The organism is Chromatiales bacterium (assembly GCA_014323925.1).
Classification (GTDB): Bacteria; Pseudomonadota; Gammaproteobacteria; order Poriferisulfidales; family Oxydemutatoraceae; genus SP5GCR1.
Genome location: JACONC010000001.1, coordinates 105,682 through 125,532 on the forward strand (window position 1 = coordinate 105,682; position 19,851 = coordinate 125,532).

Here is a 19,851-nt window from a genome sequence, read left to right on the forward strand (position 1 = left end):
GGTAATAGTTATAGCACTTTCGGTGTTCAGTTTGTACAAATTGCGTACCGCTTTTTACGACTTTGATACAGTACGAGTGAGTGTATCTAAAATAGAGAGCAATCAGGGACGCGGGGCACAGCTCGATGAAATTTTAATACAGCATCTATACGCATTTGGGCATATACATTCCTTTGATCCAATACTTAGCAAATCGGAGTATGAGATACAGCTGCCGCCACTATGGGTCGATCGTTGCGAAGTACGACAAAAGAGCTTCTATGCTTTTGAAAAATGGTATGCCAACCATCAACCACCTGATATTGCACATCCCGACCAGCCTAAAAAGTGGACTTACAAAAGCGCTAGCCGTGACCATAAAATTAGCGGTCGCTTGGATGCGCCGGCAAACGGGATTAGTTATTATGATGCCTACGCTTATTGTCAGGCGAGTGGCGGACGATTGCCGAGGCGCGACGAATGGCTCGCAATTGCAAGTGGCAGCGAAGGTCGGCTTTACCCTTGGGGAAATAGCTTTAACAGCGAAGGTTGGCCTTATTTGGATCCGCGGCTCAATGCCGCTCAACGTTGTGGTGTGCATAAAGAGATGGATACACCGCAAGGTATACACAATCTTGGTAATGTTGCATCGGAATGGACACAAGGGATGCGCCTTGATGCAGAGCCGAGTATACACGGTGGTAATGCCTTCAATAAGCCGTATCAGATATATAGCTTGAATAACTTTTATCGCACCGTAAGGCCGAACTATCGTTCTCCTTATGTTAGCTTTAGGTGCGTATACGATAATCAGCCTGATAAAATAGCCTGGACCAACGCTGCTCCCGAAACAGTACGCCTGGATGCCGGGCTATATCGCATTGGTATTCCGAGTGATGCGAGAATACCCGGGCTGTTGGCGTCTGGGTTGTCGCGCAACCAGCTGGGCGTAGTTGAAAAGCTACTAGGCAAAGAATACCCCTATAACGAATTTCAAATATTGCGACACGAAGTGACTAGAGCACAATACAGACGCTTTATCAACGATCCACTGGTGCGCTACGGTCTCTATGCAAACGAGAAAGAGCCCCAAGGACACGATTATACTCCGTCCTGGGTGGACGACTATCAAGACGAAGACCTACCAGCGACCGATATAGATTGGTGGTCGGCTTACGCTTTTGCAAACTGGGCAGGTGGACGATTGCCTAGCAGTTTTGAATGGATCACCGCCTCTTCAATGAGTCATTATTCTTACCCGTGGGGCAATGATTTTAATCCTGAATATGCAGCTACTGCTGAGCAGCGGTTGCTAAAGCCACATTCCGCCTTAAAGGAGACAGGGGATATCACCACTGGTGGCGTGATCAATATGGGCGGCAATGTATCCGAGTGGACACAAAGCTTAAGCGCTGCCGGGCAAGGTTTTGCAATGATTGCTAAGGGCGGCAATTATGTATTGCCGGGAGAAAAAACCGCTCGCTTTGATTTTGAAAATCCACTGCCAGCTTCGTTTAAGGCACCGTATCTCGGCTTCAGAGTAGTTTTTGACAGTTAAGTTAAGGGTAACACAGTAAGTCTGTTTCTACAGCGACGATTCAATGATCGCGTAGTTCAAATTTAATGTGCACGCTCGATTTGCTCGCGTTGCCAGGTGGATATCGCCATTGGGAGACTGCCGTCATTGCGGTTTTTTCGAACACTTCGGATGGTTCTGATGCGATAACTTTAGGATTGATGACCGCTCCATTCTCGGCTATCAGAAACTCTATTTTAACCCATCCTTCTATGTTGCGTGCTATTGCGAACATCGGATAGATTGGTTTGACTCTGAATATTGGCTGCAGTCTGATAGGAGAGCGATTTTCACTAGCGGTGGAAGTATGCTTGGCGATCGACATAGGTGCTGGCTTGGGAGCAACACGTGCAGATTCAGGTTGATGTGTTTGTGCTTTGCGAGGATCCTTATCGTTAATAGATGCAGGTTTAGTATGCTTAACTGCAATAGATGCAGGTCTAGTATGCTTAACTGCGGGTTGCGTTTGTTCGCGTTTATCTTTATGTATAGGTATAAAATTGATAGAGATAGAAGGGTAGTGTGTTGTGTCGTTGTAGTTTGTATTTCCGATGTATAGACCTAATGATGCAAATAAACTGTAACTAATCAGCGAGGCTGCTATCAGTGCGAACAACCAACGCAGGGTTTTATCCATCTACTTCGGCGGCGATGGCGATATTTTTAATTCCAGCACGAGATATACTATCTAAAACTCTAATCAAAGCGGCATTATCGGATGCTTTATCTGCCATTATGGTTATCGCACTTTGTGGGTTTTGAATATACATTTTCTCAGCTATGTTTTGTAGCGTTCTGATATCAATCACCTGATTATCCAGGTAGATATCGCCGTAGCGATCAATGCCGATTTGTACCGATACTTGTTCGGAGGTTGCTAATGCGGCTTTTGCTGGGGTGATATTGATAGTGGTTTGTTGAATAAAGGACGCAGTGATGATAAAGAATATTAAGAGTATAAAGACCACATCGAGCATGGGTGTCAAATTGACATCAACTTCGTTGTCGGTAGTCAGGCTTTTCCTCCTTGAATAATATCTAGTCATAATTCAATTCTAAGCCGGAGTCTAGAAGGTAGATAGAACGATTTACGATGCTTTGTAAATGATATGCACCGAACAATCCAGACAGACTAATTAAAAGTCCTGCAGTCGTCGGAATGATAGCACCGGATATGCCGGTTGATATTTGATGATTTATATTGGATGCACTAAATAGTTGGGATTCAAAAATCGCAATCAAACTGAGCACGGTCCCCAACAACCCTAACAGTAGGCTTACTTTACTGAGTTGTTGTATCCATCTGATACCTCGCTCACCGTGCAATCGATATTCTGACAGATAATAGCATTTTAACAACCGCCGCTCGGCCATGGTACGGTGATATACCTTTTGCCATAGTCGTAGGTATCGCGCGCGCAAATATTTATGGTTGAATACAAAATATAAATAGCGCTCAATAATCAGCGACCACATTAGCAGTGCTGAAATTGCCAAAGCTAAAAGTATTTCTATGCCTATAGCATGAAGCCCGTAAAAGAAGCCATATATAAAATACGCCCACTGCATCAGTGTTTTGTCCTATCAAGTTGTTCCATTAAAAGGCCTGCGCTTTGTTCTTCTAGTATATTGTGTATCTCTTTACTATACGACATTGCCCAGGTATAGAGCAATAGCAAGGGGATAGCAACAGACAGCCCCATCATGGTCGTTGTGAGTGCCGTACCAATGCCCTGTGCGATGATTTTAGGATCGTTGGTACCAAAGAGCGCAATTGCTTGGAAGGTTTCTATCATACCGAACACAGTGCCTAATAAGCCTAGAAGAGGTGCTGCGACTATCACTACTTTTATTGTGCTAAACCCCCACTCTAATAGTGGTATTTCTCTTTGCACAGCTTGTTCTATTGCCAACTCCAAACCTTCTATGCTGGCGGTTGTATTGTGGCCAGCGTTCAGAACACGTCCGAGTGGATTATTGCTGTCGTAGTTTGTTTGATACTTTTGTTTGCGCACTGATTTCAGGCATGCCCATAATTGATAAATTTTTATTAGAACTAACAATAAGCTGTATGCGCCTAGTACCAATATAAAATATGAAATCCAACCACCTTGGCGGAAGTATTCTACGGCAGTGAGAGATGCAGCGGATATCGTCAACACTGCACCTTTTGATAGATCCACTGGCGCTTTTACAAAGCTGTCGTTTAGTTCCTCAGTGATGTCGTCTGCGAGTAACGATAAAATTTTGTCTGGGGATTTAGATAGCACGACGGCGCGTTGTACAGATGGTTCGTAGTATAAAAACTTGCCGTTGTATAGTAAAGTGAATGGTCCTATATGCGCGACTCTGTGCTTTGTCGGGGTGCCCCCGGGTAAAATTAATTCGGTATTGAAAAAACCCGTTTGCCCTTGTGCATGATAGAGTTCTATGAATAATTTCTGCAAGACTCCTATATGTTCGATGTCTAGGAATTGATGGTTTTGCAAGATCGGCTCTAGGGCTGTTTGATAATGGGGTAATAGCAACGGCATAAAGGATTTTGATATCATCGCGCGTAGTTCGTGGGCGGTGTTACGGATAACCGTGATGAGTTCTTTAGTAGGTCCCAATCGTTGATAATATGCAGATTGTAATTCAACGGCTTGTTGATTGCTCTGCTCCGCCAACCTCTCTAGAGACGCTATTTCTTGTTCTAGGTTTTGGGATGATTGCGAGATTTGTTTAAATATTGTGGTGTGCTCGGAGGATTGCTCGAGAGACAATCCATCTTCGGAGTCTGTTGCCGAGATTAAATTATCTGCTACCCTCAGTTGTGCCAATTGTACTGGTAACCTGAGGATTTGTGGTTTTGCAAGTTTGCGAGCGATGCTTATAGCCTCCCTGATACTATAATCGTAGCCTAAGTTCAAAGATTCCCATCTTTTTGCATGTCTGTTCCAAACACTTCTTTGGCGACCGTCTAAGGTTCTATATATTAAAATATTTCTACCGACATGTAGAAAGTCTACAACTTTAGCGTTTTCTTTGTCGATCCTTGCCCGGTAGTTTTCAAACATGAAACCGTATTCGGCTTCGATACGATAAGCTTCAAATATGCGACGAATTTTTTCAACCATATTTAATTCGGATGACAATAGCATATTACGCAGATCTGCTATACGCGCCTGCCGTTCTGAACTAAGAAAAGGTAAATCTGCTTCTATCCACTGCGCTAAGCTATCTACCATTTGTTCGGCTGAAGCAAGCAAATCCGATTGACTAGTTTCTGCGCTGCTCAATCGTTCTCTATATATTTTTATCGCATCGTTTTGCTTGGCAATCGTATGCTGTAGTTGCTCGGCATAAATATGCATCGATGGTTCATCGGCGTGTAGTAAAGTCAGCGGGGCGTCGGATATTAAAAATATAAGCAGTAGAGTTTTTGTTGTTTTGATTCTCATGGTACCGATTGCAGAATGGCGCGCCCGAAAGGATTCGAACCTCCGACCCCCTGGTTCGTAGCCAGGTACTCTATCCAACTGAGCTACGGGCGCGTGGTGAGCAAAATATTTTGCTAATATAACACAATATAGCTTTAGCGAATCCTCTATAGTGTAGAGAGGGCTAGAAAGTTTTAGTCACACAATCAAGAGGTAAAAAAGGGGGAAGGTCACACAGTGCGCTAGGCTATCAACCGCCTAGTGTATTTGCTGAGAAATTAGCATGAAAACTCTCTTTGAATGTGGGCCTAAAAAAGGAGGAGGGTCACTTAATAAAATACTACTCTACAGCCTTGATAATGAAATTAAGCTAACAGCCGATAGGATTGTAGTTGTGCGATAATAGGCGTTACAGCTAGCGGTATCCGAAGTTATTCAGGATGATCGTTGCTGCAGACGCAAATATTGCATGAGTCATTAGTTTATGATTCACCCAGGCATAATCAGTGTAGGTTAAAATATCAATCCGAGATAGCCATGCGAATTATCTTATCATTAGTAGTTTTTTTTGCCTTATTATCTTTGCTTGCTGTTGGCTTAAAGTTGGACCCCTCGCGGGTGCCGTCGCCTTTGGTCGGTAAGCCCATGCCTGCGTTTATCGGCGACGATTTACATCAACCAGGGAAGCGTATAGATCAACGCAGTTGGTCTGGACAACCAGCACTGGTTAATGTCTGGGCGAGTTGGTGTGTTGCTTGCTTGAACGAGCATCCGCTATTGATGCAGTTTGCGCAAACTGGCACATTTCCGATCTACGGGATAAACTACAAGGATCAGCGAGACGATGCTCTGCAATGGCTGAAGCGATACGGCGACCCCTATACGACGAGTTTATACGATATAGACGGGCGGGTCGGTATAGATTGGGGAGTCTACGGTGTACCAGAGACTTTTGTGGTTGATGATTTAGGTACCATACATTATAAGCACATAGGTCCGATTAACGAGACACTGATGCAGGATACGCTGATACCGTTGCTTGAGTTCTTGCGCGGTGAGCAGCTCAGTGTCGATGTCGATGAGCAATCCTAGAATGGGCACTAGAATGTATGTAGGCGGATGGTTAGTGGCTGTTGTGTGATAATATGATGTTTAGTAACAGCGCATAAGCAGTCATGATTAGTTTATGAAATATTGAAGTTTATGAAATATTGATAAGGCAGGTTATTCATATAGATGTGCAAGCAAAAGCAATTACCCATAGCGGCGTAAGCTGATGTCATCCACTCATGTTTTTTTATCGCTGAAGGATATTAAACAATCGGCAATCAGCTTAGCTAAAGATTATGCTTTAATTAAAGACCCAATATCAATGGATGGATCAATGGATGAATCAATGGATTACGATTTTTTGGCAGGTTGTTCAAGGCGTCGGTGCTGGTTGTGCGTTTTGACTAGCAGTATAGAGATTTTTGGGATAAGCCAATTGACTTACACGCTAAAACTAATAGCTAACACTTCTGATGTCACCGTTTAATCCGTTGCTTTTCCGTTTAGCCGGTATAATGTGGTTGTCGATACTGCTACCAGCGATAGCCGTCGCGATATCAACAACTGGTTTGTTACCCGAACAAGAGCAACGTTATCATAACTTATTAAGAGAATTACGCTGTTTGGTCTGTCAGAATCAGTCGCTTGCCGAATCCGATGCTGGGTTGGCAACAGATTTGCGTGATGAGGTGAAGGCGATGCTCCTGGCAGGGCAAAGCGATGATGAAATATATAAGTTTATGACTGAGCGTTACGGCGACTTCGTGTTGTACAAACCACCGTTCAAGCCGCAGAACTATTTACTGTGGATTGCACCGTTTCTATTATTGTTGATAGGGTTGACGGTGCTGGCGAGAAGGGTTGCCCGTCTAAAACCCGGCACGAGTGATATAGATCAGTGATAGAGTTTTGGAGTGTTGTAGCGATTGCCTGGTTATTGCTACTGCTTGTCTTACTAAGGCCGCTACTGCGCCGTCCGGCTAGCGGCGCACTAGGACTGATGTCACGAAAAAGCCGTTCGCTAATCAGTGTGTTAGTGGCTACTTTCGTCGTCGCTTCAAGTGCGCTGCTCTATGTCTATTGGTCGAACGGCTATTCCTCACTTGTTGCATCATCCGAGCAACAGAGCGATATGATAGAGTTGACCGAACAGCTGGCTGCTCGGCTCGCACAGTCTCCACAAGACAACCCCGATGGATGGCTACTACTGGCAAGTTCATACGCAGCATTACAGCAATACGATAAAGCAGTCGGTGCCTATGCCCAAGCCGAACTTTATACGACACTGGAAACCTGGGCACAGATTGGTTATGCCGAGGCTCTGCTCATTACTGAAGGCGCACCGAACACTAAAGCGATGGCTTTGCTTGAGGCAGTACTGGCAAGTGATCCAGACGACCAGCGAGGCTTATTTTTGATCGGGATCGCTTATATGGAGCAAGCTAATTATGCGCAAACTGTTTCCTATTGGCAACATTTATTGACCTTACTCAGCGCAGACGACCCGTTAGCGAGAGCGGTAGAAGAGAGACTTGTTGAAGTAAAAGCGCTGGCTACAAAAACAGTTGACGATAACGAATCGCCACAAGCTATCCCAACCGAGCAAACGGAGCAGCCACCGCCGGTGGTACCTAAGCCGCCGGATGCGAACTGCTTTATACGCATTGAAGTGAGGTTGGCATCCGAACTTTCGGCAAATGTGTCTGCGAGCGATACACTCTTCGTTTATGCTAAAGCTGCGCAAGGTCCTCCGATGCCGCTTGCTATTAAGCAATTTCAAGCGGGTGCGCTGCCGCTGGAGACTTGCTTAGGGCCTGACGATGCAATGATACAAGGTATGACCGTAGAGCAATTTAGTCCGCTTATAGTTATTGCGCGCGTTTCAAAATTGACTACCGCAATGCCGCAGCCGGGTGATTTACAAGCCTCAAGTGAACCTATCGTTGCCGAAGCTGGTACTGCGGTCTCTTTGACGATAGACGAGGTGCTGGAATAACGGTGTCGATAGAGTATCTAATTGGCTGGCGTTATACCCGCGGTAAGAAGCATAATAACTTTATTTCGTTCGTATCGTTGATTTCTATCTTGGGTATTGCAGTCGGAATGACCGTTATCATAACCGTGCTGTCGGTGATGAACGGTTTTAAGGAAGAGATTAGAAATAAAATATTGGATGTCGTCTCGCATAACACATTGACTAGCCTAGATGGCACGATAGATGATTGGCAATCTATGCAGCCACGACTTGAACAAGAACAGGGCGTGGCAGCAGTTGCACCTTTTGTTGAGATGCAAGTGATGTTGATGAAAGGCGATAGGGTCAGAGGGGCTTATGCGCGCGGAGTGGTACCCGAACTAGAGAAGCAGGTTTCTAATATTAAAAACTATCTTAAAGAAGGTGCGTTGGACAGCCTGCAACCAGAACGCTATCAAATAGTCGTTGGTCAAACACTCGCTTTTTCTTTACAAGCAGAACTAGGTGATAAAGTCACGCTGATTAGTCCGCAGGCAGCAGTCACTCCGGCCGGGATTTTGCCGCGGATGCGTAGCTTCATAATATCAGGCATATTTGATAGCGGTTTATCAGAGTTTGACCGCGGCATCGTGCTAGTGAATCTGGAGGATGCTCGTCAGCTTGCTCGCCTAGGGGATAAAGTCAACGGTTTGCGTTTGCGATTGGATGATTTATTTGAATCACCGGAACTGAGCAAGCGGCTCAATTTACAATTAGGACCGCATTATTGGATTAGCGATTGGACACGCAGCCACCGAAATTTTTTTAGAGCATTGGAGATGGAGAAATTATTGCTATTTTTAATCATGGCATTGATTATCGCAGTCGCCGCTTTTAATATTATTTCAATGCTGGTGATGGTAGTTATAGAAAAGCAATCCGACATCGCTATTTTAAGAACCATGGGCATGCAGCCGCGACAAGTGATGAAAGTGTTCATTACTCAAGGATGCTTGATAGGTTTGCTAGGAAATATCGTAGGCGTTATCGGGGGTGTGCTACTCGCCAGCTATATTGAAGAAATAGTGACGGCGATAGAAAGCGCCACCGGAGTTAAGTTTTTGTCAGCCGATGTTTATCCGATTACTGAGGTACCTTCGCGGTTAATGGAATCCGATGTTATGGTAGTGGCAACATTGACTTTTGTTATGACTGTGCTGTCAACGATTTATCCAGCCTGGCGCGCGTCACGTTTGAAGCCGGCCGAAGTTTTAAGAAGTAGTTGATTATGGAAGCACTGCTTCAATGTCGATCGGTGACTAAATATTACGATGACGGCGTATCGCGCACCGAAGTTTTAACCGAATTAAATCTGAATGCAAACGCAGGCAGCACTCTTGCAATCGTCGGTGTCTCAGGTTCCGGTAAAAGCACCTTATTGCATTTACTGGGCGGCTTGGATACACCGAATGAGGGCGATATAACCATTCAAGGTCAATGCATCAATCGCATGTCGGAGGCCGAATCTAGTCGTTTTAGAAACCTGCATATCGGGTTTATATACCAATTTCATCATCTGCTGGGTGACTTTAATGTGCTGGAAAATGTGTTGATGCCGCTGCTGTTAAGAGGGCAATCACTCGCTAAAGTTAAAGACTCAGGTATGCAGTTGCTTACTAAAACCGGATTGGCTGCGCGCGCACGGCACAAACCTCATCAGCTATCAGGTGGCGAGCGTCAGCGAGTCGCCATCTGCAGAGCGATGATAACCCGACCGAGTATCCTGTTGGCCGACGAGCCGACCGGGCAACTGGATAGGAGTAGTGCCGAAGCAGTGACCGATGAATTACTACGCTTGAATGCCGACAGTAAAACATTATTGATATTTGCCACCCACGATCAACATTTAGTGAGTCGCCTGCCGACAGTTTATACGCTTGATTCGGGAAAGTTATCTCATCACTAGAGACCGTCCGACAATCGTAATCGGCATTATATTCCGCTGTATAATAACCTATAGCAAATACCCTTTGTTAAGAGAAATATCAACATCCTATGCCTGACACCATTCACTCTGTAGCTGCTAAATCTTTGCGCGGCACGATATATGTCCCAGGTGATAAATCAATATCGCATCGGGCGTTGATATTTGCCGCAATCGCCGAGGGTGTTAGCGAGATAGTTGGTTTTTTAGCTGCTGAAGATTGTCTTGCCACTATGCAGGCACTGATGCGCTTAGGTGTAAGTATCGAGGTTGGCGACAACCTAATGCGCGTGCGTGGCTACCGCAACGGTTTGCATTCGCTTGAACAGCCTATAGATTTAGCTAACTCTGGTACCGCTATGCGTTTATTGACTGGTTTATTGGCCGGCAAAAAGATTTCGGTGACCCTAAATGGCGATGCTTCCTTAAATCGTCGTCCGATGCGTCGCGTCGTTGACCCTTTGCTAAAGATGGGCGCACAGATCCGCACTTCGCAACAAGGTACACCGCCAGTGATTATAGAACCTGCTGAACAATTACACGGTGTGTATACCGAATTGTTAGTTGCTAGTGCACAAGTCAAATCGGCTTTATTGCTGGCCGGCTTGGATGCTCAAGGAGAGACTGTTGTCGTTGAACCTGCGCTGAGTCGCGATCATAGCGAGCGTATGTTGAGCTGTTTCGGGTGTCGGATTATACGACACGGGCTTAGTGTGCGCGTTGTCGGTGGCGACCGCCTTCAAGCGGCTCGGATAATCGTGCCGGGTGATATCTCGTCAGCCACCTTTTTGATAATCGCAGCTACATTGATAGCCAATAGCGATTTAGTCATCGAGCAAGTGGGCTTAAACGAAACACGCCTGGGTGCTTTGAGAATTTTGCGCGCAATGGGTGCTGATATAGAAGTGCTGAAGCAGAATATTGTCTGTCAGGAGCCGGTGGGTGATTTACGCATTCGCTCTGCTACCCTATCTGGCATAGAAATTCCGATTGATTGGGTGCCGTCGGCGATAGATGAATTTCCGGCGTTGTTTATCGCTGCAGCGTGTGCCGAAGGGCATACTTATTTGCGCGGCGCTAAAGAGCTTAGGGTAAAGGAAAGCGACCGCATCGCAACGATGGCTGAAGGCCTACAGGCTTGTGGAATTGCGGTTGAGGTTTACGACGACGGTATAGCGATTGAAGGTGGACGGCTAAAGGGTGCTACGGTGGATAGTAGAGGGGATCACCGTGTGGCAATGGCTTTTGCAGTCGCTGGTGCTGTTGCCGAACAGACTATTTCCATTCAACGATGCCAGAATATTGATACCTCGTTTCCCAATTTTGTTCAAGTCGCTAACACAATAGGCCTTAAACTCTCGCACTAATATGGCAAAAATACCAGTCATCGCAATCGACGGACCTGCTGGTGTTGGGAAAAGTACCATCGCTTGTCGATTAGCAAAGACTCTAGGTTATAACATTTTAATCAGCGGCGTGTTATATCGTATCTTTGGTATGCAGTTGCACCAAAGTCAAATAGCGTCGGATGATAAGTATCAGATAGAATCTTTGATTGCCGGAACTGACCTAAGGTTTGTTTTGAGCGACGATGGCGTACAGATATACTTAAACGATACGCTTATAGGCGACAATATATACCAAGAGAATTATGCCAAGATGGCATCGGCGATCGGTGAGAGTGCAGTTTTACGCACCGCCTTATTACCTATGCAGAGGGGATTTAGGCGACCACCTGGTTTGGTCGCGGATGGTCGAGATATGGCTAGTGTAGTGTTTCCAGATGCTATGCTAAAAATATTTTTACAAGCCGATATAAACGAGCGTTGTCGTAGAAGGCAGCAACAATTGGAACTACGAGGGGTTTATGCTACACTAGACACCCTATATAAAGAACTACTACAGAGAGACCAACGCGATAGCGAGCGGTCCATTGCTCGATTAAAAATCGTTGATAATGCAATCGTATTAGATACAACTAAACTATCTATAATAGAAGTTGTGAATGAGCTTATGGGAGTAGTGGAGAGTAAATTGAACGAGCGAGGCAAATAATTTAATGGAAAACTTTTCCGATATCTTTAATGCGCAAAAGACGCATAGTCCGAAGGTCGATATAGGTTCTCTGATTCAAGGGAAAGTGGTCAGCATTACTGGAAGCAGCGTTATCATTAATGCTGGCTTAAAGTCAGAGGGAATTATACCGATAGAGCAATTTTACAATGTCAAAGGTGAATTAGAAGTTAACGAGGGAGATATGGTAGAAGTTGCGATAGAAAGTCTGGAGGACGGTTTCGGAGAGACGGTGCTATCTCGGGAACAAGCCAAAATTCTTGAGGCGTGGCGACAGTTGGAAGAAGCGCAGGCAAGGGACGAGATTGTTAAAGGTGTCTTGAGTAATAAGGTTAAAGGTGGTTTTACCGTGCATATTTCAGGCATTAATGCTTTTTTACCAGGCTCGCTTGCGGATACACAGCCGGTGCGTGATCTTGAGCACTTAGAAGGCAGAGAACTCGAATTTAAAATTATCAAACTGGATCGTAGTCGTAATAATGTTGTGGTTTCTAGACGAGCGGTCTTGGAAATGCAAGGCGGTTTAGATCGCGAGGAGATCATCGAGGGCTTGGAAAGCGGTAGTGTCGTCAAAGGCATAGTAAAAAACATCACTGATTACGGTGCTTTTATTGGCTTCAACGGGTTTGACGGTTTGCTGCACATTACTGATATGGCATGGAAGCGTGTGCAGCGTCCTAGCGAAATACTGACAGTGGGTGATGAAATAGAAGTTAAGATACTAAAGATTGATAAGGATAAAAATCGTATCTCTTTGGGTCTCAAGCAACTTAGCGAAGATCCATGGGACAAATTGATTGAGCGACACCCGGTAGGCTCAAGTCAGATGGGCAAGGTTACCAGCGTCACGGATTATGGGTGCTTCGTAGAAATAGAAGATAATATTGAAGGTTTAGTGCATGTTTCCGAGATGGATTGGGTTAACAAAAATATCAAACCCTCCGAAGTCGTATCCAAAGGCGATGAGATAGATGTTATGATACTTGATGTAGATGCAGAGAAACGTCGGATATCACTGGGTATTAAACAATGCACGCCGAATCCTTGGGAGCAATTTGCCAAGCAATATCCTATAGGTACTCAGATGGAAGGCGAAATCAAATCTATAAACGAGTTTGGTATCTTTGTTAGTTTAGGCGATCACGGCATTGATGGCTTAGTTCATATTAATGATATTTCTAATATCAAGCCGCCGGAGCAAGCTCTACGTGAATATAAAAAAGGAGATACGGTCAAATTTTCGGTAATCGGATGTGATGCCAAGCGGGGTCGGATTTCTCTCAGCATTAAGGCACTTGAGAGTGATCCTATAGGTGATTATTTGACTGCCCATCCTAAAGGTTCAGTCGTCACTGGTGCTATTGCGGAAATAGGCGATAAGCATTTGATAATTGACTTAACCGAGCAGGTAAAAGGTTATTTACCACACACGGAACTCGCTAGCGAGTCCGATAGCGATGACTCGTTGTCTGGTTTAGAAAAAGGGCAAACAATAGAAGCTAAGATAACTGGTTTTGATAAAAAGAAATTTAGATTTAATTTATCAGTGAAGAAGAAAGAGAGCGACGAACAAAAACAGATCGCTAAAGATTATATCTCTAAGAAACCAGCCAAGACTTCTTTGGGAGATGTAATTAAAGGAATTTTTACTGGTAAAATGCCGCACAAGGAATCTTAAACAAATGTCTCAGTCAATTACCCGCTCGCAATTAATAGAACAAATAGCGAATAGCCAAGATCGGCTACAAAATGAAGATATTAAACTTGCGGTTAAACACTCTTTTGATTATTTAAGTCAGGTTCTGAGTTTGGGCGAGCGTATAGAGATTCGCGGCTTTGGTTCTTTTTCTCTACACTTTAAGAAACCTAAAACGATGCGCAATCCTAGTAGCGGAGCATTGATGGAGATTCCTGGCCGCAACATCCCACACTTTAAGCCTAGCAGTATAGTCAATAAGCGCATCAACGGAACCAATAGCGACAATTTTATTTCTCCCGATGAGGATAGTAGGGATAGTAGCCAACATTAAAGAGGACTTTGCGGCTATATACTTTTGCCTGAGGTGATTTTTCAGGATATATATAAATGGGTGATTTAGTTTTTGATTGGTACTGGGTTTTAGTGCCGATTGCATTATTACCAGTTGCAGCGGTGAGCGGCTGGCGAGCGTGTAGCCAAAGAAATATTCTCAAACGAGCGATTGCGCCGGAATATATCAAAGGTCTGAATTACTTGCTTGATCAGCAGACCGATAAAGCGGTAGAGATTTTTATTAAATTTTTCCAAGTAGATATGACGACTCTAGAGACTCATGTTCTACTAGGGAATTTATTTCGCCGTAAAGGTGAATTGGAAAAAGCGATACGCATTCACGGTAATCTTATACAACGCGATCATTTGAATGACAACGCTAAATCCGAAGCTTTATTTGAACTAGGGCAAGATTATTTACACGCTGGATTATTGAGCAACGCCGAAGATATTTTCAAGCGACTCATAAAGACCGGAAATCCGGCTTTTCTCAAAAGAGGCTACAATTGTTTAATCACAATCTACGAGATGGAGAAATCGTGGCATCAAGCTATAGCGTGTGCGCAGCAACTGCAGAAATTAGGTAACGACTGTAGCCGTTATATAGTGCATTACTACTGTGAACTTGCCGAGAAAGAATTAGCCGATTGTGATAACTACGACAAAGCACAAAAATATCTTGCTAAAGCCAAAGCCTTAGAAAGTCCATCAGTAAGGTTGATGATTATTCAGGGAGATTTGGCATTGGCTAGGTTAGACCGGGATAAGGCACTGGCCTATTATTCGCAGGCCTTTTCGGATTATCCCGGCTATGCCGATATTTTACTGCCTAAACTTAAAAAGTGTTTTTCGCCGTACGATCCAAAGGCATACGCAACCTATGTAAAGAATTTAAATATTAAGGATATGACGGTCTTGTATATAGTCAATTATATACAATCTATGTTTGAGGCTAATCGCATAGACGAAGCCGAGGAGTTTTTATTTTATCTAATTGAAACTAAGCGTGCGCCACTACGGGTATTGAAGATTTTTATTGAGGAGAAACTTAAAGGCACTGATTTATTTGAAGATAAAATAGTACGTCGGATCATTGATGAAATGAACGCGAGTTTAAGTTCGGATTATTTTTATATGTGTAGCAAATGTGGCTTTAAGGCGTATCAGCTTTACTGGCAATGTCCGAGCTGTCATACCTGGGATAGTAGTAACTCTATAGACATAGTCAGTACTTCTCAACCTCAAACCCAATGACTACAGTATCAGTTTAGCCGCACCTAGTGCACCTCAAGAGACATTGGATTTAGGTATCCCTTCATCCTTTCGTGTGCATTTAATTTTGCCGTCTATGACCGTTCGTCGCCTACTAGCTACCGTTCGGCAGATTTTTGAAAAATTTAGGATTTAGTACTTTAAGCTATCTTTTTTCACAACTTAAAGGAGAAAAGATATGAGTGTAATTAAAACTATGATGGTAACGGCAATTTTTTGTTTTGCAACTTTTGCCAATGCCGAAATCAATGTTAACACCGCAACCATCGAGCAGCTTACTGCACTGCATAATATTGGTGCGGTAAAAGCCTTAGCGATTGTTGAATACAGAGACAAACACGGAGCTTTTAAAAGTATTGATGATTTGTTAAGCGTTGAAGGTATCGGAATGGCAATACTGGAAGCAAATAAGGGTATGTTAAGCGTTGGCCGGCAGCTACCGACGAATGCGTCAATAGAAAAGCCGATGCCGGCAAGCAAACATCTCTCATCAGGAGTGTCTTCACCAAGCGTAGCTGAGGACAACTAGCTAGTAGACTCTCTTTATAGATTACTCTTTAGCAATGATACGCAGGTTGGGGTGATGTTTGCATCGCCCCAATTCTTAATTTAGCGCGGTGCACGATAGCACTCTCTGGTGCCGTTTGGTGATAAAACAATCTGCCAGGTGTGTAAGTTTCTTGCCAGAAAAGCACCAGCACAACTTAGTAAATAATACTTCCACATACGATAAAAACGCTCGTCGTAATCGTGTTTAAATTTTTCCCAGTGCTCGTCGAAATTTCTAAACCAGGCGAGTAATGTTTTGGCATAATCAAGGCCGAGATTTTGCCAGTCTTCGATGACGAACAGATTTTCGCAAGCGGTTGTGATTTGTTTTGCTGAAGGGATTAGAGAATTGGGAAATATGTATTTGGCAATCCACGGGTCAGTGACATACTGAGTCCTACTACTGCCGATTGTATGAAGAACCGACAAACCTTGCGGTGCTAGGATGTTGCGCACGGTTTTAAGATAGGTACTATGGTTTTTGTAGCCTACATGTTCAAACATTCCTATTGAATAGATACGGTCGTATTTCTGCTGCAAGGTACGGTAATCTTGTAAGCGTATTTCTATAGGCAACCCGCGGCAATTATTTATTGCGTAGAGTTGTTGCTCTTTAGAGATCGTAATACCAGTCACCGACACCCCATAATGCTCAGCAGCATACTTTGCCGCACCACCCCAACCGCAACCTATATCAAGCAGTTGCATACCCGGTTCTAACAACAGTTTATCAAAAATCAGCTTTAGCTTCGCTTCTTGAGCAGCATCTAGGTCATCTGCCATTTTCCAATAACCGCAGCTATAAATCATTCGTTTATCTAGCATGGACTTGAATAAATCGTAGCTCAGATCGTAGTGTTGTTTCCCGACCTGAAAAGCCCGTTTAATTTTTTGCAAATTGAGTAGCAGTGCGATGAAAAAATCGTATAGATGCGGGAGTGATTTTGCGTTGTCATAAACTTTTGATTGCATAACACGCCGTATCATTTCCTCAATACTCTCGCATTCCCACCAACCTTCCATATAAGACTCGCCGAAACCTAAAGATCCCTGTAATGATACTCTTTTATATAGAGCCTCATTGTGTACTTGGATATCCCACGGCCGGTCACCATTGATTTTTATATCTGCTTTTTCTAGGAGGATTTGATATTTTCTTTTCAATATAGTATTCAACATAAGCGTATTTTACATTCCCTAGCGCATATATGCATCATCGAGAGCGCAATTTTCAAATCAAAGTTCTGTAAGCATAGTCATATTTAAATCAAGTGGGATGTGGTAGGGCAGAATCTTTCCACCCAAGAGAGCATTTCTAATGATGCTCAGATAGATATCAGGTAACTGCGTTATGGCAGCCTAGTGACTGTTTTACTTAAAATTCTGAAATTTACTAAAACAAAGGCATTGGTCATACATTTTTAATAAATTTTAGATTTCAAGAGCACTTGAGAAAAACTTAGCTATTTCGCCTATATAGAATAATTCTTAAATCCTTTTAAGTGTGGATTTAGCCGGTATCGTACAAGTTATTGCAGGATCCTGTTATGTATGATAGGATAAATCATTAGAATTACTCAAGGACGAGAAATCAATTTGTTTGGTTGCACGCGACTAAATGTTAAGGAAGGAATTTGCAAGGACGCAATAACTTTTAATTAAAAGTAATATGGAGGTAATAATGAAAAAATTACTTGTAATTATGACCACGATGGTAGCGATGTTGTTAGGTTCACTTCCGGCAACAGCCGAGCAATACTATGTTCCTATGCCCGTTTACCGAACTGGTCCTTATGCCGCAGGCGGCACTGGTTACTTTGGAGGCATCATCGACTACTACACGCTATTAAACGAGCGTGACGGTGGTATTGGTGGCGTCCAAGTAGTCTGGGACGAATGCGAAACAGAATACAACAGAACTAAAGGTATAGAATGCTATCACCGCCAAAAGAAAAGCGATCTAGGTGAAGCTCTGTACTTTGACCCTCTGAGTGTAGGTATTTCATCCGGCTTAATTGAGCAAGGCCGTCGTGATAAGATTTCCATTATCAGTGTCAACCATGGCAGAACGGAAACTGAGCGCGGCGATGTTTTTCCTTATCAATTCCCGTTAGGCACCAATGCTTACGACTTTGCTTATGCAACGGTCAAGCATATGGGGCAGCAAATGGGCGGTATAGACAAGCTCAAAGGTGAAACTATCGTGACCTTGTATCACGGTTCGCCTTATGGTCGTGAAGCCAATGAATTTTTGACTGGTTTAAGCGAGCAATATGGTTTCACCCATGAACCCATAGAAGTTCCCCATCCTGGCAACGAACAGGGTTCTCAGTGGCTGAAGATTCGTAAACTCAAGCCTGCTTATGTCTTTTTAAGAGGCTGGGGCGTGATGAATCCAGTTGCTATGCAGACCGCTGCGCGTACTGGTTACTCAGTTTCTAACTTAATTGGTAACGAGTGGAGCAACTCTGATGAAGATGTAATCCCTGCTGGTAAAACAGCTGATGGCTACCAAGCAGTGACAGTACATCGTGCTGGTGCTGATTTCCCAGTAGCCCAAGAGATTACTGATCGTCTATACAACCAAGGCAAGGGAGATCTAGAAGATCGCTCTCGTATTGGTAGTGTTTACTATAATCTAGGTCTTTGGGCTGCGGTTATGTCTTCAGAGGCAATACGAGTCGCCCAAAAACGCTTTGGTAAGCAGCTCAACAGTGCTCAGGTTCGTTGGGGATTTGAAAATATTGCTCTAACCCAAGATGATTTGGACAGAATGGGATTAGGTGATGTCGTACCCCCCATACAGGTAACCTGTATGGATCATGCAGCAGTCCACTTGGCACGTTTCCAACAGTGGGATGCAAATGCACGCCAGTGGAAGCTGATCAGCGACTGGATCGATGGTAGCAGTGATTTTTCACGCCAAGTCGTGAATGAAAACGCTGCGAAATATGTTGAAGAGCATCCGGAATTCAAGCAACGCGATTGCAACAATCCGGAAGATAGAGACAACTTTGACGTATAGTAACTTTTGTCATCCATAGTCAATATGGATGTTTAAGTGTTATTAAGTAGGCGGAAAGATAGTCAACTATTTTTCCGCCTTTTTTATAGGGATTTTAAATAATGGCTAAATCAAAAAACGCATTGCTGGCAATACAGAATATAGAGGTTGTCTATAGTCAAGTAATATTGGCTCTGCGCGGAGTAACCTTGGAAGTGCCAGAAGGTAGCATCGTTTCCTTACTGGGTGCTAACGGTGCTGGGAAAACCACTACACTTAAAGCTTGCTCTAATTTATTACACGCTGAACGCGGTATGGTGACCAAAGGATTTATAGAGTACGATGGACAAAACATCGCCGAAATGATGCCCTACGATTTAGTCAAAGGTGGCGTTGTACAAGTTTTAGAGGGGCGTCATTGTTTCCCTCGTCTGAGTGTTGAAGAGAACCTGCTGACTGGTTCTTTTATAAGAAAGACTGCAACCCATGCTGAAATAAAGCAAGACTTAGAGAGAGTATACGAATATTTTCCACGCATACGAGATCGGCGTAAAAGCTTGACTGGTTTCACATCAGGCGGTGAACAACAAATGACTGCAATAGGTCGCGCGCTGATGGCGAATCCTCGCCTCATTCTCCTCGACGAGCCATCTATGGGTCTAGCACCTCAGTTTGTAGAAGAAGTCTTTAGAATAGTTAGAGACTTGAATAAAAATGAAGGTGTTAGTTTCTTAGTCGCAGAGCAGAATGCGGTTATTGCCTTAAACTATGCTGATTATGGCTATGTCATAGAAAACGGTCGCGTGGTTACTAAGGGTACTGCGAAGGAAATGATGGCACGCGAAGATATAAAAGAACTCTATATGGGAGTAGGTAAAGAAGGAAGAACATCGTTTCGCGATGTTAAATACTATCACCGCCGCCGCGCCGCTTTTTATTGATTAAAAGCCCGCCAA

The 19,851-nt window shown here is 43.8% G+C and carries 20 protein-coding genes and 1 tRNA gene; 15 read left to right on the plus strand and 6 right to left on the minus strand.

What is annotated here, in order from left to right:
- Positions 1-31 precede the first annotated feature (31 nt).
- Positions 32-1,537, plus strand: a complete 1,506-nt coding sequence (locus GDA45_00495) for an SUMF1/EgtB/PvdO family nonheme iron enzyme (GenBank protein ID MBC6413405.1) — start codon at positions 32-34, stop codon at positions 1,535-1,537.
- A 40-nt stretch (positions 1,538-1,577) separates the two neighbouring features.
- Here the strand turns inward: GDA45_00495 and GDA45_00500 are convergent, their stop codons facing one another.
- From GDA45_00500 to GDA45_00520, 5 genes are all read right to left on the minus strand, one after another.
- Positions 1,578-2,192, minus strand: a complete 615-nt coding sequence (locus tag GDA45_00500; GenBank protein ID MBC6413406.1) for a TonB family protein — start codon at positions 2,190-2,192, stop codon at positions 1,578-1,580.
- The gene (locus tag GDA45_00505; protein MBC6413407.1) at positions 2,185-2,601 is read right to left on the minus strand and encodes a biopolymer transporter ExbD; all 417 of its coding nucleotides are present in this window, start codon (positions 2,599-2,601) and stop codon (positions 2,185-2,187) included. The genes GDA45_00500 and GDA45_00505 overlap by 8 nt, the downstream gene beginning before the upstream one ends.
- Positions 2,594-3,124: a MotA/TolQ/ExbB proton channel family protein gene (locus tag GDA45_00510; GenBank protein ID MBC6413408.1), complete on the minus strand. Its 531-nt coding sequence runs from the start codon at positions 3,122-3,124 to the stop codon at positions 2,594-2,596. Before GDA45_00510 ends, GDA45_00505 begins: the two co-directional genes overlap by 8 nt.
- A complete protein-coding gene (locus tag GDA45_00515; protein MBC6413409.1) occupies positions 3,124-4,998 on the minus strand; it encodes a DUF3450 family protein in 1,875 nt (624 codons plus the stop codon). The genes GDA45_00510 and GDA45_00515 overlap by 1 nt, the downstream gene beginning before the upstream one ends.
- A gap of 16 nt (positions 4,999-5,014) precedes the next feature.
- Positions 5,015-5,091 (minus strand) — tRNA-Arg (locus GDA45_00520).
- Positions 5,092-5,514: 423 nt separating this feature from the next.
- Between GDA45_00520 and GDA45_00525 the strand changes: the two genes are divergently transcribed.
- The 12 genes from GDA45_00525 (at position 5,515) to GDA45_00580 (ending at position 15,871) form a co-directional block, all read left to right on the plus strand.
- Entirely contained in the window at positions 5,515-6,069 is a 555-nt protein-coding gene (locus GDA45_00525; protein ID MBC6413410.1) for a DsbE family thiol:disulfide interchange protein, read from the plus strand.
- A 184-nt stretch (positions 6,070-6,253) separates the two neighbouring features.
- Positions 6,254-6,514 carry a hypothetical protein gene (locus tag GDA45_00530; protein MBC6413411.1) on the plus strand — a complete coding sequence of 87 codons (261 nt, stop codon included), beginning with the start codon at positions 6,254-6,256 and terminating at the stop codon, positions 6,512-6,514.
- 28 nt (positions 6,515-6,542) lie between these two features.
- The gene (locus GDA45_00535) at positions 6,543-6,929 is read left to right on the plus strand and encodes a cytochrome c-type biogenesis protein CcmH (protein MBC6413412.1); all 387 of its coding nucleotides are present in this window, start codon (positions 6,543-6,545) and stop codon (positions 6,927-6,929) included.
- Positions 6,926-8,023 (plus strand): hypothetical protein, encoded by a 1,098-nt coding sequence (locus tag GDA45_00540; protein ID MBC6413413.1) that lies wholly within the window; start codon positions 6,926-6,928, stop codon positions 8,021-8,023. The genes GDA45_00535 and GDA45_00540 overlap by 4 nt, the downstream gene beginning before the upstream one ends.
- The gene (locus GDA45_00545) at positions 8,020-9,267 is read left to right on the plus strand and encodes a lipoprotein-releasing ABC transporter permease subunit (GenBank protein ID MBC6413414.1); all 1,248 of its coding nucleotides are present in this window, start codon (positions 8,020-8,022) and stop codon (positions 9,265-9,267) included. The genes GDA45_00540 and GDA45_00545 overlap by 4 nt, the downstream gene beginning before the upstream one ends.
- 2 nt (positions 9,268-9,269) lie before the next feature.
- Complete coding sequence (locus GDA45_00550; protein ID MBC6413415.1) at positions 9,270-9,947, plus strand: ATP-binding cassette domain-containing protein; 678 nt, start codon at positions 9,270-9,272, stop codon at positions 9,945-9,947.
- 89 nt (positions 9,948-10,036) lie between these two features.
- A complete protein-coding gene (aroA, locus tag GDA45_00555) occupies positions 10,037-11,332 on the plus strand; it encodes a 3-phosphoshikimate 1-carboxyvinyltransferase (GenBank protein ID MBC6413416.1) in 1,296 nt (431 codons plus the stop codon).
- 1 nt (position 11,333) lies between these two features.
- Positions 11,334-12,020, plus strand: coding sequence for a (d)CMP kinase (locus tag GDA45_00560; protein ID MBC6413417.1), 687 nt, complete (start codon positions 11,334-11,336; stop codon positions 12,018-12,020).
- Positions 12,021-12,024: 4 nt separating this feature from the next.
- Positions 12,025-13,716 (plus strand): 30S ribosomal protein S1, encoded by a 1,692-nt coding sequence (gene rpsA, locus GDA45_00565; GenBank protein ID MBC6413418.1) that lies wholly within the window; start codon positions 12,025-12,027, stop codon positions 13,714-13,716.
- 16 nt (positions 13,717-13,732) lie between these two features.
- Complete coding sequence (locus tag GDA45_00570; protein ID MBC6413419.1) at positions 13,733-14,068, plus strand: integration host factor subunit beta; 336 nt, start codon at positions 13,733-13,735, stop codon at positions 14,066-14,068.
- A 56-nt stretch (positions 14,069-14,124) separates the two neighbouring features.
- Complete coding sequence (locus GDA45_00575) at positions 14,125-15,324, plus strand: hypothetical protein (GenBank protein MBC6413420.1); 1,200 nt, start codon at positions 14,125-14,127, stop codon at positions 15,322-15,324.
- 196 nt (positions 15,325-15,520) lie between these two features.
- Entirely contained in the window at positions 15,521-15,871 is a 351-nt protein-coding gene (locus GDA45_00580; protein ID MBC6413421.1) for a helix-hairpin-helix domain-containing protein, read from the plus strand.
- 80 nt (positions 15,872-15,951) lie between these two features.
- On the opposite strand, the gene cfa is transcribed toward GDA45_00580, so the two are convergent.
- Positions 15,952-17,070: a cyclopropane fatty acyl phospholipid synthase gene (gene cfa, locus GDA45_00585; GenBank protein ID MBC6413422.1), complete on the minus strand. Its 1,119-nt coding sequence runs from the start codon at positions 17,068-17,070 to the stop codon at positions 15,952-15,954.
- Positions 17,071-17,593: 523 nt separating this feature from the next.
- Between cfa and GDA45_00590 the strand changes: the two genes are divergently transcribed.
- Complete coding sequence (locus GDA45_00590) at positions 17,594-18,916, plus strand: ABC transporter substrate-binding protein (protein ID MBC6413423.1); 1,323 nt, start codon at positions 17,594-17,596, stop codon at positions 18,914-18,916.
- A gap of 101 nt (positions 18,917-19,017) precedes the next feature.
- Positions 19,018-19,836: an ABC transporter ATP-binding protein gene (locus GDA45_00595; GenBank protein ID MBC6413424.1), complete on the plus strand. Its 819-nt coding sequence runs from the start codon at positions 19,018-19,020 to the stop codon at positions 19,834-19,836.
- Positions 19,837-19,851: the final 15 nt, after the last annotated feature.